Origin of the sequence: Rhizobium aouanii (genome assembly GCF_037002925.1) — a bacterium.
GTDB classification, from domain to species: domain Bacteria; phylum Pseudomonadota; class Alphaproteobacteria; order Rhizobiales; family Rhizobiaceae; genus Rhizobium; species Rhizobium aouanii.
Genome location: NZ_JBAMYD010000013.1, coordinates 1 through 14,482 on the forward strand (window position 1 = coordinate 1; position 14,482 = coordinate 14,482).

Below are 14,482 nucleotides of genomic sequence, written 5' to 3' on the forward strand. Positions count from 1 at the left end.
TGCCGGCGAAGCCGTCGGCCTTGGAGGCCAGCAATACTATCTCTATGATGATGACCTGATGGCGACGGTGACGAACAACTTCGCTAGGTTTGGTTATCCTGTCCAGTCCAACAACGTCCAACTGATAAAGGGTAAGGTGCAAGACACGCTTACAGTCGCCGAGCCGGTCGCTTTGGCTCATATCGATGTTGATTGGTACGAGCCTGTCGGCGCCTGTCTAGAGCGGGTTATGCCTCATCTCATCGTCGGCGGCGCTGTCGCACTTCACGCCTATTCGGATTGGTCTGGGTGCCGAAAGGCGGCGGACGATTACTTCTCTCGCGCAGGACGGGAGGGGCTGGACTTTGACCTCTCGGCTGGACACATGCTTGTGACCCGAACGCACTGAATCTTGTCCGTCCGAGAAGACATTTTGGGACGGCACCTCCTGCACTAGACACAGCAAGGACTTCGAGAATCGATGCCTACCGTGGCGCCAAAGATCCATTTCGCGAGACCAGCAATCATTGGCGTCACTTCGCTCGGGCGCCTGTAAGGGCTCCTCCAGCGCGCGCGGATGACAGTGTCCGCGCTAGCAAAGACAGGTTCCAGCATTCGCCAATCGCGGCAGTGCGTGATCGAGGGTAGGCGCACATGACCGGTACAGCACTTTCGCCTAAAGACGCGGCGCAAAAGGCGCAGCAGGCGCGAGCGATTCGCGAGTGTCTCGACCGATACATCCCCGAAGGCCAGCCTGTAGCGCTGCTGCAGTTCCCGTTCGACTTCAATGTCGGCAACCACATGATGTGGGTGGCCGCCATGGACTATTTGAAGCAACGTAATGCGCCCATCGCCTATACGGCGCATGGGCACAACTTCGATCTTCAGCAAATGATTCGCGCTGTCGGGGACGGCACGATACTCTTCTCGGGCGGGGTCACGGTCTCGCGCCTATGGCCGCGCCACGCAGAGGTCAAGCGCATCGTCGCCGAGGCGTGCCCCAATAATCGCCTCGTGTCGCTGCCGTCGACCATGCTGTTCGTCGACGACGAGGACCGTAGCGAGGCGCGCACGATCTTCGGAAATCATCGCAATGCTGTACTTTTAGCCAGGGACCCGGTCAGCGCTGAGTCAGCGCGCAACGTATTCCCCGGCAACGTCCATGTGGAGACGGTCCACGATTCCGCGCTGCTGCTCCCGCCGCAGCCAAGGCACGCCGCGCCTGATCACGATGTCATCTGGCTCGCCCGCGACGATATCGAGGGCGTCGGATCCCTCGCGCCAAGCGACGTCGAAGTGTTCGACTGGACGCACTATGATCCCGCGGGCATGCGGATCCTGTTTCCAGGGCGCTTCTTCTCCCGCGTCCGCACACTGGCGCCAACGCTCCGTTCGATCGTCAATAGGCAGATTGCCGGCAGCTACGATCGCTTTGCGCGCTACGTGCTCGCGAGCGGCAACCGCAGGCTGGATACCGGTAAGGTGCTGGTTACTGACCGCATGCACCCACACATTCTCTGCGCCCTGCGTTCGCAGCACAGCGTGCTGCTGCCCGACCGCTTCGGCAAGAACCGCGCTGTGTACGAGTACACAGGTCGGAACTACAGCACCGTCCACTGGGCCGACACATATGAGGAAGCCCTTGAGATTGCGCGTACCGTCGCCCGGAGCACCCCGGTCTAGCAGGCTGTTGAAGAAAGCGACTGACATGCTCTTGCGATGAATCAGATCAACATTTTTCAGCTCTTCGGTGAGGCTGCGACCGATCCAGTGAGTACTTGCCTGGCCCCGGGATTTTGGCTTCGCTGTTTCTTCTGCCTTAGCCGTCAGGGTTGCGATGTACCTGACCTTTCGTTCGTCTTATACCTCCAGCAAGACATAGCTTGACACCACGGCCCGATGAATATTTCTCCCGAGAACTGCACCGCATTAGCACTGTAAGCGTAAGCGAGGAAACAACGTTGGAAGGTGTACGCAAACAGCTGAGTGTCGGGGCAATGTGGACCGCCGGCGGACGCGTCGTCTCAAATCTTCTGGGCGTGGGTAGCATGCTGGCACTGGCTCGACTGCTATCACCTGCCGATTTCGGCCTAGTGAGCCTCGCGACTATCGTCCTTTCGATCATCGCGGCCATAACCGAACTTTCGCTCAGTTCGGCCCTCATCCAGCACAAGAGCCCGCAGCGAGAACATTACAATACGGCCTGGACACTGAACATGCTGCGCGCGGCGGTGATCGCCGTCCTGCTGGTTAGCGCAGGTTATCCCGTCGCATGGGCCTATCAGGACGACCGTCTGATCGGCATATTCTTCGCACTTGGAGGCGGCGCGCTGATCAGCGGCCTCGTGAACCCCCGGCTTGTGGACTTCCGGCGGCGCCTTTCCTTTCACCAAGAGATATTCATCGAGCTGATCAACAGGGTGGTTGGCGTGGTCGTCGCCGTCGTCATCGCCCTGATTCTTCGCAGCTACTGGGCGCTCGTGATCGGCACGCTCGCCTCGCAGGTGGCCGGTGTGATCATGTCGTACGTCCTGCTTCCTTATTTGCCGCGCATTTCGTTTGCTCACTGGAGAAATCTGTTCTCGTTCTCCGGGTGGGTGGCGCTCAGCTCCGGCCTCAATGAGGTCAACTGGCGCGCCGACCAGCTTGCGCTTGGCGCCATGCTGGGCGCCGGCCCTCTCGGCCAGTACACCGTAGGCGACAGGCTTGCCTCGCTGCCAGTGCGTGAAACGACGGCGCCGATCGCAGGCTTGCTCTTCCCAGTCTTTGCACGGCTTCAGGACGATCCTGAACGCCTGCGGCATGCATTCCTTCGATCCCAAGGCCTGCTTGTTGCGGCGGCGCTGCCGGTAGGCATTGGGTTCGCGCTGGTTGCCGAGCCCTTCGTCAGCATGGTCCTTGGCCCGGCGTGGTCCTCGGCCGCGCTGGTGGCTCAGGTGTTGGGCGCGGTCTTCGCCATCATCGCCTTTAAAATGCCGGTGACTCCCTTGGCAATGGGCCTCGGCTGCACGCGGTCGCTGTTTCAGCTTGACCTCGCTTTCATCTTCGTCCGCTTTCCCCTGATTTTCGCCGGCCTGGTCTGGGGTGGGCTGGTTGGTCTTCTATACGCGCGATGCATCAGCGCCGCGATCGGCATCCTGATGTATGTCTTCCTGGCGAGGCGTCTCGCCGGCGTGTCAGTGAGGGCTCAGCTTCTCGCCTGCTGGCGTTCGATCGTCGCTGCGCTGGTTATGGCTGGCTGTGTCTGGGGCGTCGGCCTCATGATCACCGACAGGTCAGAGTCCCTGCAACTGGCGATCATGATACCGATCGGCGGGATCGGCTATTTCGGGGCAAGCTTCGTACTTTGGCTGGCAAGCGGCAAGCCTGCAGGCCCCGAACGCGAAGCGTTGGATTTGCTCCAGTTCGTTCGCCGCGGAGAATTTCGAACGCCCGCGTAATCCGGCTACCCTGAGTCGACACGTAGCGGCCCAAGAGACACACCGCCGAAGCCGCGTGCACGCGCGTTGGACCATGTCCTGCGCAATCGCGAGGGGCGCCGGGTTGCCGTCATCGTCAACGACATGAGCGAGGTCAATATCGATGCCGATCTCGTGCGCGACGGAGGTGCGGATCCTGCTTGGTCGACCACCGATGAGAATTCTCTAAGGGTTCGTTGTATCGTATGGCGCTTTTCAAGGCGGGTGGTAGATACCACGATCGACAGCGGATTTCCGATGCGGGTGCCGAGGTAGAGTCTTGCGAACACCGTGAGCCAGTCGGCACCATGTCCCGCACGCAGAGCCTCGATCGAGGGCCTTAGCTTCCACGACTCGACAGCCGTTGCGTTTAGCGCCTCCGTCTCGGACCGGAAGCGGCCATAGAATACGCCATGCCTGACGCCCCTCCGGACGGAGGTTTACCGCCAATCGAACCACGGTGTCAGCAAGCCCGTCTTGCGCCGATAGGCTTCATATTCGGATGCCAGCGGTGATAGGGAGAACTTCCTCTCCTCATTGCGGGCTGCAATCACGTAGACAACCGTAAAAAATAAGACCGGCAGGATCGACCATATCGACCAAGATGCCAGCGCCCACCCCGACCAGAAGAGCAGGTAGGACGTGTAAAAAGGGTGCCGCAGGTAGCGATAGGGACCGTCGGTGACAAGACTATCTGGGTGATCGCGGTCGAACACAAAGCGCAACCTGGCCTGTCGCGAGGCCGACACCGCCCACCAGAACAAGCCCGCCGCCCCGAGTTCAAATCCCAGTCCTACTACCTGTACCCATAGCATCTGCGCCTCGGACCAAACCAGGTACAGGAAAAACGCCGTCGTCGCGATGACGCCGACGGTGATGAGCTTTGCTCCGGCTTCCATCTTCGGCGAGTTGAAGTGGCCTCGCAACGACCACGCCCAGCACCCGACGATAGTCAGGCTGGTGATCGAAATCATAAAGTCCAGAAGAAATTGCATCTCGATGCCCGGCTTGAAAGGTTGGTTACAATTGCTGCTGCGACAGACCTAACCCGTATAAAACGCCAAGGCAAATGATTGATGTATGATACGCAACCGCACTGAAACGTGTCGTGATTGCGCGACCTGGTTTAGATCTGGTTTACGATGATCATGCACCTGCCGTAGATATTTTCGTGCAAGACTTTAGCTGCGCTTTAGGGGTCGCAGCTTATGGACGTATTTCACTGTACAATCGACACCAGCCACGGCGCTGTGCGCATCAGTGACACTATCGATGGCGCTGCACCACTGGTTATGATCCACGGTTCCGGCAGCTCACGGACGGTCTTTTCACGGCAACTACACAGCCATTTGTCCCGGAATTGGCGTCTGATTGCGCTCGATCTTCCGGGACATGGCGAATCGAGCGACGCTCGAGATCCGCAATCAACTTATACCGTCACCGGTCTTGCCGACTGCATAGGAGAGGTGGCAGCCCGCCTGGGGCTTCATCGCTTTCCCGTGCTCGGATGGTCGCTTGGCGGTCACGTCGCGATTGAGATGGCGGGCAGCGGCAACGGCATTTCGGGCCTGATGTTGTGCGGCACGCCACCGGTCCCCGCCGGTCTCCTTGGCATGCTGCGGGGATTCCACCCATCATTTGATATTCTTCTGGCATCAAAAGAGAACTTTACATCGCGCGATGTGGAGCGATTTCAGTCTCTTTGCTTTGGAGACACGAGCAACCCCTCCTTTCGCGATGCCATAGCGCGCGCAGACGGAAGACTACGGAGCGTTTTTTCTCGCGCCATGTTGCGAGGGCAGGGGGTGGATCAGCGGCGTACCGTCGAACAGGCTGATATACCCATTGCTTTTGTCAATGGATCTCAGGATCCCTTTGTCAGACTCAGCTATTTTTCGGGCCTGAACATCCAGTTGCTCTTCGAAGGCAAAGCGCATGTAGTGGAAGGAGCTGGCCACGCACCCTTCTGGGAGAAGCCGGAGAGCTTCAATTCGATGCTCGACCGGTTCCTGAACACGGTCGCCGCTCATGAAGCCAATGCCGGCCTGAAAAGTCATCACGTTCCTTCGAACAGAGCAGCGTTCTAAAAGCTATAGGCGGGGCTGCGGCCTCTCGTGCCGGGTGATACCCTCGGCGCATGATTGATGCTTAACTTACGTTGACCGCAGGCGCGGAAAACGCCAATAACTCGAGGTCAGCGGCATACGTTGTGACCGCCGCAAGTTGCACGACTGGCTCCAAACAGACCTTTGTTCGCGAGCGTCATAAGTTGGCGACTAGCGACGCAGCGCCTCGCAAAAGTGCCGCAGTAACCGCCAGTGCGGCCACCGTAAGCAGCATCCCGAGCAATACCACCAGCCCGTCTTTTTCGATCAGGCCGATGGCCATCACGCAGATGGCGATGACGGGAATGAGGTTGCCGAACGGGATGGGAAGGGCGATCGCGACCGCGAGGGCAAAGACCGGCAGACCGAGGCAGCAAGGGAGGGCGCGCCCTGTCAGCGCCTTGAACCGGCCAGGCTGGATCGCTTGTTCGGTCCGACGGACAAGCGGCCGGGCGTGACGTTCCAGGAGCTGGAAGACTGACGCGGGAAGCCTTCGGCTCCTAAGGAAGAAGGGCAGCCATAGCGAGCGGATGCCGACGGCAAACTGCAATGCGACGATAGCCAAGGCCGATCCGAACACCAGACCGAACGGCCCGGGAACAGGGATAAGGGCGGGTAGCGCAAGCACGAGCATAACGAAGCCGAATCCCGATTCTCCCATGGCATCGAGCGCCTCTCCAATGGTGAGACCATCTCTCCTTTCGGCGGTAACGACAAGCCTTGAGAGCATGGTCGAGGCGACGCCGCCCGAGCGTTCCTGTTTATCCGCGCCGCGGGCCACCGATCACCCTTCGACGGATTGATCGCTTCCGGCCTTAAGCAGCCGGGCGAACACTGAGCAGTTGGGATCGCGAGCATCGAAGAGACCAACCGGCGGCGTCCAACCGGTAGCGACGCCAATCGCAGTGCTGACCGCCCATCCGGGTTCCTGGCCGGCTCGTTCGAGAAGTCGGGGGCCGTGAGTTGCGATACACTGCCGCGACTGCTCAATGGCCTCGACGGGCATGCTCGTTTTTTCAATTCGTTGACGCATCTCCGCTCCAAGCGGATCGAGGACAAATAGGGCGAACAGCCACGCTGCGATTTCTGATAACATGGATGTTTCCTACGCGGTTCGACGTAACTGTCGGTTAAGGTCCCGACATCACGAAAGCGCTGAAGCTCTCGCCAGAGGGGTCGGACCAGCGGGCTAACCTACATCTAAGTTGTCGTCGCTGCCGTTCAAGGGCGGAAACACTATCTCCACCGTCATCAAACCCGGGGAGAGTGACATTCCAACTTTGCAGAAACAGGACACTTCAACTTTGCGGCTACAAAAGATTTGCGGCGTAACGGATATTATGGAACATAAGAGTGCTCCTGTCTCGAAGCGAGACTTCGTTGATTGAACCAGCTGACGACGCTGGTCGAAGGCGTAGCAAGCCTGAAATGAAGGATTGGCCTGGCGTGGGTGAATTCGCAGTCTATAGCCGCATGGCAAGCGTTGTCACATTTTGTTGCATTGCAAGATGCCCTCGGCAGGACTAACTAAAGGCCGCGATGGTTGCGAAGAAATGCGCCGCTTTGACTAGCAAGTATCTGAAATAACTTAGCATACGATTACTCAGAAACCTTCCTGCATTGCTGAAACTTAATCTGCCCCGTGCAGCTCGATGGCCTTCTCTGTGTTATTTGTTAGCAGCTGCAGCATTTGAGGAAAAGCGTCCCGTGAGTACTATTCCGACAGAGAAAACCGTGCTGGTGTTTCAGGGCGGTGGTGCTCTGGGTGCCTACCAGGCCGGCGCTTACGAAGCTTTGCATGAGGCTGGCATCCGCCCCGACTGGCTGGCCGGGATATCTATCGGTTCGATCAACTCAGCCATCATTGCCGGAAGCCCCGTCGATCAGCGTGTCGATAACCTAAGGACCTTCTGGCATCGGGTCTCGTCCGGACTGCCCGGCCATTTTCTCGGCAATGGCAATGCGATGCGCAAATGGTTCAACGAATCCTCCGCTTTTCTGGGGTCTTTGACCGGCGTTCCCGGCTTTTTCACGCCGCGCGTCTTTGCGCCATGGAACATCCCGGGCGATCCGATGGCCGCTATCAGCCTTTACGACACCGCGCCGTTGCAGGAGACTCTCGCCGGTCTCGTCGATTTCGACCTGATCAATTCCGGTGCCATCCGTCTCAGCCTCGGCGCTGTCGATGTTGTTAGCGGCAACTTCAATTATTTCGACAACCGCGATTGTGCTTTTTCGCCCAAACACGTGGCCGCCTCCGGGGCGTTGCCGCCGGGTTTTGCGCCCGTCGAGATCGACGGCCGCTATTATTGGGACGGAGGTATCGTTTCCAACACGCCGCTGCAGCGCATTCTCGGTGGTAGCGAGTTGGAGACAGATCTCTGCATCTTCCAGGTCGATTTGTTCAGCGCCAAGGGCGTGCTGCCGAAGGATGTCTTTGACGTCGATGCCCGCGAGAAGGAAATCCGTTTTTCCAGCCGCACGCGGCTCAACACCGACCAGTTCCGCAAGCTTCAGTCGGTGCGCATGGCGGCCAAGAGGCTGATGGAAAAGCTGCCGCCTGAGCTGAAGGACGATCCCGATGCGAGGCTCCTTGAAAAGATCGGCAATGATTGCGCCGTGACCATGGTGCACCTGATCTATCGGCATGCCGCCTATGAAACCGGGTCCAAGGACTATGAGTTTTCGCGGCTCTCCGTGGAGGAACACTGGAAGGCCGGCCATGACGATGTGGTCGAGACGCTGAACCATCCAGATTGGCTCGACCGAACGCGTCCGACCAATGGGATACGGATTTTCGACCTTGCCGAGCAACGCCTGCGTGGGAAAAAACCATGAGAATTGAAGATGTCGTTCGCAATGCCTTTGCCATGCCGCTGACCAGTCCATCCTACCCGCCAGGGCCTTACCGGTTCGTCAACCGCGAATATATGATCATCACCTATCGCACCGATCCGGAGGCCCTGCGCCGGGTCGTGCCCGAGCCGCTGCAGTTCGATGAGCCGCTGGTGAAATACGAATTCATCCGCATGCCGGACTCGACCGGCTTTGGCGACTATACCGAATCCGGCCAGGTCATCCCGGTGACCTATCAAGGGGTACATGGCGGTTACGTGCATTCCATGTATCTCAACGACGACGCGCCGATCGCCGGCGGACGCGAAATCTGGGGCTTTCCGAAGAAACTGGCCGAGCCATCGCTGACATCCGTCAAAGATGCGCTGGTCGGCACGCTCGACTATGGCGGTCAGCGCGTCGCCACCGCAACGATGGGCTTCAAGCATCGGTCACTCGACGAGGCGAAAATCCTCGAAAGCCTGAAGCAGCCGAATTTCATGCTGAAGATTATTCCACATGTCGATTGCACACCGCGCATCTGCGAACTGGTGCGCTACTATCTGGAGGATCTGACGGTGAAGGGCGCGTGGGAAGGACCGGGCGCCCTGGCGCTGTTTCCGCACGCGCTGGCGCCGGTCGCCGACCTGCCGGTGCTTGAGGTCAAATCCGCCGTCCATATTCTCTCGGACCTGACGTTGGGCCTCGGCGAAGTGGTCCATGATTATCTTGCAAAATAAGGAGTCGAGCCATGAAGCTCAGGGACAAGGTCTGCATCGTCACCGGCTCGGCCAGCGGTATCGGGCTGGCGATCGCCAAAAAATACGTTTCGGAAGGTGCCAAGGTCGTCATCGCCGACCTGAAGCTCGAGGCGGCGGAAGCGGCGGCCAAGGACCTGACGGCTGCGGGCCCGGGCGAGGCGATCGGTCTTGCGATGGACGTCACCAGCGAGGAAGCCGTGAATGCCGGCGTCGCCGCCGTCGTAACCAAGTGGGGCCGGGTGGACGTGCTCGTCTCCAATGCCGGCATCCAGATCGTCAACAAGATCAAGGACTACGCCTTTTCCGACTGGAAGAAGATGCTCGCCATCCATCTCGATGGCGCGTTCCTCACCACCAAGGCTTGCGTTCCACATATGAAGGCGCAGAAGGGCGGCGCGATCATCTATATGGGCTCGGTGCATTCGCATGAGGCTTCGCCGCTGAAATCGGCCTACGTCACCGCCAAGCACGGCTTGCTCGGCCTTGCTCGCGTGGTCGCCAAGGAAGGCTGATCGGATGGCGTGCGTGCCAACGTGATCTGCCCCGGCTTCGTCCGGACGCCGCTGGTCGACAAGCAAATTCCGGAACAGGCAAAGGAACTCGGAATTTCCGAAGACGAGGTCATCAAGAAGGTAATGCTCGGAGGCACGGTGGATACACAGTTTACCACGGTCGACGATGTCGCCGAAGTGGCGCTGCTGTTTGCCGGTTTCGAAACCAATGCTCTCACCGGCCAGTCACTCGTCGTCAGCCATGGCTGGTACATGCAGTAACGGTCTCGCTGAGGCATCGCATCTGGGTCCGTCAAGGCTCAACGCTGTTGAATGTGCCGTCGATGCCGCGTTGCCTGCATATGAGAAGACCTTCGGCTTCGACCGCGGCTTACTACGCCGCCGGTCCGTAGAGGCCAAGCTGCTCGAGAAGCGCCCGCTGCCGGCCGGCATTTTCGGCCAGCAGACCGGTATAGCGATCGATGATCCGGTCCCGGTGGCTCGGGTCGAAGACAACGGAGAGCGCGCCGACGATCGCCGCGACCTTTTCCGAGGTCCGCCGCAATTCATCCAGCAATTCCGCATTGCCGCTGATCTCGCTGACCACCCGTTTTGTCACCCTGCCGATTCCGGCCGGTGTGCGGCCGCCTGCCGAGACATACCCTTCCGGCAGATCACCCTTCAGATTGGTGACCGACTTGAAGCGGATGACATCGAAGATCTGATCGACCGCCTGCTTGGCGCGGGTCACCCGAGAAGGATGGTGGGCGAGGCGGCCAAGGTCGTGGTTATGGTATCGCGTTCCGACCATTGCCTGAATGATCTTTCCTGTGCAAAACGCGTGGCCGAAAACCCCTTCGAGCGCTGCGGCAAGAGTCGCCTCCACCAGGGTGGATATGGGTGATCCATTCCCCTATGCGGTTGCCGCGATCACAAAGACGCCCCTCGTGCCACCCTTTCGGCAACTCGCCATCTGCTGCCGGTTTCGGGTGGTGCCGCGCGGATATTGGCGTTGCAGGCAATCTCTGATCTAGTCTGCAACTCTCTCGGCCGGGCGCTTCAGCCGCAGGCTCCTACATTCAAAACGAGCGAGAGCTGTATTTCATGACCACTCACCGCTTCATTCCGACGAGCTTTCACAATGTCATCGGCTCTCTTTCGCCGGCCCTGCACATCGCCGACGGCGATACCATCGTCACCGAGACGCTCGACGCCGCCGGGCATGACAAGGACGGCATCAAACGGGCATCGGGCCCCAATCCGATGAACGGCCCGATCTTCGTGGAAGGTGCCGAGCCCGGGGATGCTTTGAAGGTCGAGATCATCAGCATGGTCCCGACCCGGGACACGGGTTTTACCGGCAGTGTCGTAGCCGCCAATGTGGTCGATCCAGAGGCGGTTCGTGACCTGCCGCCGCGCGATATCGCCATCTGGAGCATCGACCGCGAAGCCCTGTCCGTCCGGCTTTCCGAACCGGTTGCAGGTCTTGAAAATTTCGTTCTGCCTCTTGCCCCGATGATCGGCTGTTTCGGCGTGGCGCCCAGCCTCGGCCAGGCGATATCGACGGCGACCAGCGGCGAGTACGGCGGCAACATGGATTATCGGCTGTTCGGCCCCGGCACCACGGTCCGCTTTCCGGTATCGGCTGCCGGCGCCCTATTCTTTCTGGGCGACTGTCATGCGGTGCAAGGGGATGGCGAGATCGTCGGAACCGGCGTCGAGACGACGTTCGAGGTCACGGTGCGGCTGACGGTGGAAAAGAAGGCCGGACTGGTCTGGCCGCGCGGAGAAACGGCCGAAGACATCTTCACCATCGGCAACGCCCGGCCCCTCGATCAGGCACTCCAGCACGCCACCAGCGAAATGTTGAATTGGCTGGCGGCGGATTACGGCCTGGACAGGACGGCGGCCAGCCATCTGCTCGGCCAGGTCGTGCGCTATGACGTCGGCAACGTCTTCGATCCGGCCTATACGATGGCCTGCCGTGTTGCCAAGAAATGGCTGGTCCGCCGATAGGCGAACCCTTCCTCAATCGTGCCGGGACAGGAAACCGGAAACGGTCGCCAGGCAAAGCTGCCTTTCCTCGACATGTGGCATGTGGCTGGAATTTTCGAAGAGCACCCATTCGCAGCCGGGAACGCGTTCGAGATAGGGCCTTACCACCAGGGGCGTCGCCTCGTCGTATTTTCCCGAGATCAGCAGCGTCGGAGCTTCGATGCGGTCCAGCCTGTTCTCGATCGTCCAGTCCTTCATGGTGCCGATGACGTGAAATTCCGTCGGGCCGTTCATGTTGCGATAGACGGTGTTGTCCTCGTCCATGATCGCAAAGGTCCGCGCCACTTCGGGTGGCCACGGCACCACACGGCAGACATGGCGGTCATAGAAGACGCGCGAGGCGGCGATATATTCCGGATCGGTGAGGCTTCCCGCCAGCTCATGCTTCAGCAGCGTGTCCTGCACCTCCTTCGGCAGTTCCTGCCTCAGCCGGTTCGCCTCTAAAACCCAGGTATGCATGTTGGCCGGCGAGTTGGCGATGACCAGCGCCTTCAGGCCTTGCGGCCGGCGCACCGCATGTTCGGCGCCGAGCATGCCGCCCCAGGACTGGCCGAGGAAGGCATAGCGCTGTTGGATGCCGAGATGGAAAAGCAGTGCGTCCAGCTCTTCGAGAAACAGGCCGACCGTCCAGAAATCCGGGCCTTTTTCCGGAAGGCGGGTGGAATTGCCGTTGCCGAGCTGGTCGTAATGGATGACCGCGCGGCCGTCGAGGGCGGCGATATCCTTGAAGGAATCGACATAATCATGGGTGCAGCCAGGCCCGCCATGGGCGACGACGAGCGGCAGCTTGCCGCTCTCCAAGGAGCCGGTGATGCGATACCAGGTGCGATAATCGCGAAAGGGCAAATAGGCTTCGTTCGTCGTGACTTCGCCCACTGGCGTCTCCCTCTCTCGGCGCTAATGAGAAAAGCATAACGCGGTGGCGACGGCTAAGGCAGCTATCACAAGTTATAGGGTGGCCAATTCAGGGACGGCCGGTCTTCGAGCAGGCGGTAATGGGTGGCGCGCACGACGGCCTGGGTGCGGTTGCGGGCGCCGAGTTTCTTTGTCGCGGCGTTCAGATGCATCACGACGGTCGGTACGGAACGGTCGATGATGCGGGAAATTTCCTTGGCGGAGTAGCCTTCCGCCGAATGGCGCAGGCATTCACGCTCCCGCTCGGTCAGGCGGATCGTGCCGACGCTCTTCGCCCGCGTGTCGAACAGCGAATAGGCGGTCTCATGGAAAACATGGGCAAGCAGGTTGAAGTCGGCGATATAGCGCAGTGCCTGCCATTCGAAATCTTTGTTCCGGCCGAAGCGGATGCCGGTGACGGTTGCATAGTCGCCGCGTGGCATATGAACCGGAACGGTGACCCCGGTCGACATATCGCGTTCGCTCAAATAGCGCGTCACCGGCGCAGTGTCGTCGTTCATGAAACGGTTGATCAGCGTGTCGGCGTCCGGGTCGTAGTTCCAGAAGAAGGGTGCGGAGGTGCGCAGCGCCACCTGCTGCACCGGATCGATACGGAAATAGCCGCGATTGAACCAGTAATCGTGCATATCGTCCGAGATATTCCGCAGCTTCAGCAGCGATGGTATCATGATTGCGCCGTCGAGATCGTAGGGAACGGGTGTATAGTCGTAGATCAGCGCCTCGAAGCCGATCTGCTTCATCGCCTCGAAGGCCTGGTCGATCCTGCCGTCCAGCGTTTCGTGCGCTGTAAACTGCCGTCTGATCGTTCCAATGTCGTCAAGAATAGGGTCGTCAAGAATGGGGTCGTCAAGCATGGGCTGCTCCCGGGGTTCGGCATCGCGGCCCACCCTATCACTTCTTATAGCTGGCACTGAATGCGGTTTAAGGTAAAAATTTAGCCGTGCCCAAATATTGAGCAAGCGAAATCTTCTGCCGGAGCGATCAATGTGGCGTGAAATACGGCCGGACGAGCGATTCGAGATCGATGTCGATGGCTATCGCGTCGTTGCCTATAGTTTCGGAACCGGCAGCGAGACGGTTTTCTGCCTGAACGGCGGGCCGGGTCTGCCCTGCGATTACCTGCGCGAAGCCCATTCCTGCCTGATCGACAAGGGCTATCGTGTCGTCGCCTTCGATCAACTCGGCACCGGCGCCTCCGACCGGCCGGACGATCTCTCGCTCTGGACGATCGGACGTTATGTCGAGGAGGCGGAAACGGTGCGCAAGGCGCTGGGGCTCGGCAAGGTCCACATGCTCGGCCATTCCTGGGGCGGGTGGCTGGCGATCGAATATGCGCTGACCTATTCCGAAAACCTCAAGACGCTGATCCTCGAAGATACCGTCGCCGACATGCCGCATCTGATCTCGGAACTGGAACGGCTGCGCGCGGCGCTCGGCCCCGAAACCGTGTCGATGATGCAGAAGCACGAGGCGCAGGGCACCTACAATCATCCGGAATATCTCGCGGCCGTCACCATCCTCAACTATCGCCATGTCTGCCGTCTGCCGGAATGGCCGGCGCCGGTGCGCCGCTCGCTCGACGATTGGAACATGGCGCCCTACGAGACGATGCAGGGACCGAACGAATTTCTCTATATCGGCAACCTCAAGGACTGGAACCGCATCCCCGACCTGCCGCGGCTGACGCTGCCGGTGCTCATCACGACCGGAGAACATGACGAGCTGACGCCGGCCTGTGCGCTCAGGATGAAGCTTGCGCTGCCGAATGCCGAGTTGAAGGTATTTGCCAATGCCAGCCACATGCCGTTCTATGAGAACCCGCAGGATTATTATCCGGCGCTTCTCGATTTTCTCGCCCGGCACGAGGCAGGCTGATGCAACAG

General features: G+C 59.7%; 13 protein-coding genes and 3 pseudogenes. 10 read left to right on the forward strand and 6 right to left on the reverse strand.

Going from position 1 to position 14,482, the window contains the following annotated elements; translation table 11 throughout:
* The 4 genes and pseudogenes from V8P77_RS22035 to V8P77_RS22050 all read left to right on the forward strand — a co-directional run.
* Nucleotides 1-388: TylF/MycF/NovP-related O-methyltransferase (locus V8P77_RS22035; RefSeq protein WP_335914244.1), on the forward strand; the 388-nt coding region annotated here is incomplete at its 5' end.
* Between the two features lie 245 nt (nt 389-633).
* Nucleotides 634-1,662: a polysaccharide pyruvyl transferase family protein gene (locus V8P77_RS22040; protein WP_335914245.1), complete on the forward strand. Its 1,029-nt coding sequence runs from the start codon at nt 634-636 to the stop codon at nt 1,660-1,662.
* A gap of 278 nt (nt 1,663-1,940) precedes the next feature.
* Entirely contained in the window at nt 1,941-3,419 is a 1,479-nt protein-coding gene (locus tag V8P77_RS22045) for a lipopolysaccharide biosynthesis protein (RefSeq protein ID WP_335914246.1), read from the forward strand.
* Between the two features lie 66 nt (nt 3,420-3,485).
* A pseudogene (locus V8P77_RS22050) lies at nt 3,486-3,617 on the forward strand (GTP-binding protein); the annotation flags it as partial.
* 260 nt (nt 3,618-3,877) lie between these two features.
* Here the strand turns inward: V8P77_RS22050 and V8P77_RS22055 are convergent.
* Nucleotides 3,878-4,432 carry a methyltransferase family protein gene (locus V8P77_RS22055; protein WP_335914247.1) on the reverse strand — a complete coding sequence of 185 codons (555 nt, stop codon included), beginning with the start codon at nt 4,430-4,432 and terminating at the stop codon, nt 3,878-3,880.
* A gap of 213 nt (nt 4,433-4,645) precedes the next feature.
* Here V8P77_RS22055 and V8P77_RS22060 point away from each other — a divergent pair, with 213 nt between their 5' ends.
* Entirely contained in the window at nt 4,646-5,524 is an 879-nt protein-coding gene (locus V8P77_RS22060; RefSeq protein ID WP_335914248.1) for an alpha/beta fold hydrolase, read from the forward strand.
* A gap of 175 nt (nt 5,525-5,699) precedes the next feature.
* On the opposite strand, the gene V8P77_RS22065 is transcribed toward V8P77_RS22060, so the two are convergent.
* Nucleotides 5,700-6,323, reverse strand: coding sequence for an exopolysaccharide biosynthesis protein (locus V8P77_RS22065; protein WP_335914249.1), 624 nt, complete (start codon nt 6,321-6,323; stop codon nt 5,700-5,702).
* Between the two features lie 3 nt (nt 6,324-6,326).
* Complete coding sequence (locus V8P77_RS22070) at nt 6,327-6,638, reverse strand: hypothetical protein (protein WP_335914250.1); 312 nt, start codon at nt 6,636-6,638, stop codon at nt 6,327-6,329.
* Nucleotides 6,639-7,249: 611 nt separating this feature from the next.
* Between V8P77_RS22070 and V8P77_RS22075 the strand changes: the two genes are divergently transcribed.
* The 3 genes and pseudogenes from V8P77_RS22075 to V8P77_RS22085 all read left to right on the forward strand — a co-directional run bounded on the left by V8P77_RS22075 (nt 7,250) and on the right by V8P77_RS22085 (nt 9,911).
* Nucleotides 7,250-8,380, forward strand: coding sequence for a DUF3734 domain-containing protein (locus V8P77_RS22075; RefSeq protein ID WP_335914251.1), 1,131 nt, complete (start codon nt 7,250-7,252; stop codon nt 8,378-8,380).
* Nucleotides 8,377-9,117, forward strand: a complete 741-nt coding sequence (locus tag V8P77_RS22080; RefSeq protein ID WP_335914252.1) for an acetoacetate decarboxylase — start codon at nt 8,377-8,379, stop codon at nt 9,115-9,117. Before V8P77_RS22075 ends, V8P77_RS22080 begins: the two co-directional genes overlap by 4 nt.
* An 11-nt stretch (nt 9,118-9,128) precedes the next feature.
* A pseudogene (locus tag V8P77_RS22085) lies at nt 9,129-9,911 on the forward strand (3-hydroxybutyrate dehydrogenase).
* Between the two features lie 112 nt (nt 9,912-10,023).
* On the opposite strand, the pseudogene V8P77_RS22090 reads toward V8P77_RS22085, so the two are convergent.
* Nucleotides 10,024-10,392: pseudogene (locus V8P77_RS22090) on the reverse strand (NAD(P)-dependent oxidoreductase); the annotation flags it as partial.
* A gap of 341 nt (nt 10,393-10,733) precedes the next feature.
* Here V8P77_RS22090 and V8P77_RS22095 point away from each other — a divergent pair.
* Complete coding sequence (locus V8P77_RS22095; RefSeq protein ID WP_335914253.1) at nt 10,734-11,645, forward strand: acetamidase/formamidase family protein; 912 nt, start codon at nt 10,734-10,736, stop codon at nt 11,643-11,645.
* Nucleotides 11,646-11,657: 12 nt separating this feature from the next.
* On the opposite strand, the gene V8P77_RS22100 is transcribed toward V8P77_RS22095, so the two are convergent.
* Both V8P77_RS22100 and V8P77_RS22105 read right to left on the reverse strand, forming a co-directional pair.
* Nucleotides 11,658-12,560: a proline iminopeptidase-family hydrolase gene (locus V8P77_RS22100; RefSeq protein ID WP_335914254.1), complete on the reverse strand. Its 903-nt coding sequence runs from the start codon at nt 12,558-12,560 to the stop codon at nt 11,658-11,660.
* A 65-nt stretch (nt 12,561-12,625) separates the two neighbouring features.
* Nucleotides 12,626-13,423, reverse strand: a complete 798-nt coding sequence (locus V8P77_RS22105; protein ID WP_335914434.1) for a helix-turn-helix transcriptional regulator — start codon at nt 13,421-13,423, stop codon at nt 12,626-12,628.
* Between the two features lie 160 nt (nt 13,424-13,583).
* On the opposite strand from V8P77_RS22105, the gene V8P77_RS22110 reads away from it, so the two are divergent.
* A complete protein-coding gene (locus V8P77_RS22110; RefSeq protein WP_335914255.1) occupies nt 13,584-14,474 on the forward strand; it encodes a proline iminopeptidase-family hydrolase in 891 nt (296 codons plus the stop codon).
* Nucleotides 14,475-14,482: the final 8 nt, after the last annotated feature.

Bases quoted from the DNA above. Each gene is read 5' to 3' on its own strand.
- V8P77_RS22040 (WP_335914245.1), top strand. From the start codon at position 634: ATGACCGGTACAGCACTTTCGCCTAAAGACGCGGCGCAAAAGGCGCAG.
- V8P77_RS22055 (WP_335914247.1), bottom strand. From the start codon at position 4,432: ATGCAATTTCTTCTGGACTTTATGATTTCGATCACCAGCCTGACTATC.
- V8P77_RS22060 (WP_335914248.1), top strand. From the start codon at position 4,646: ATGGACGTATTTCACTGTACAATCGACACCAGCCACGGCGCTGTGCGC.
- V8P77_RS22070 (WP_335914250.1), bottom strand. From the start codon at position 6,638: ATGTTATCAGAAATCGCAGCGTGGCTGTTCGCCCTATTTGTCCTCGAT.
- V8P77_RS22080 (WP_335914252.1), top strand. From the start codon at position 8,377: ATGAGAATTGAAGATGTCGTTCGCAATGCCTTTGCCATGCCGCTGACC.
- V8P77_RS22095 (WP_335914253.1), top strand. From the start codon at position 10,734: ATGACCACTCACCGCTTCATTCCGACGAGCTTTCACAATGTCATCGGC.
- V8P77_RS22110 (WP_335914255.1), top strand. From the start codon at position 13,584: ATGTGGCGTGAAATACGGCCGGACGAGCGATTCGAGATCGATGTCGAT.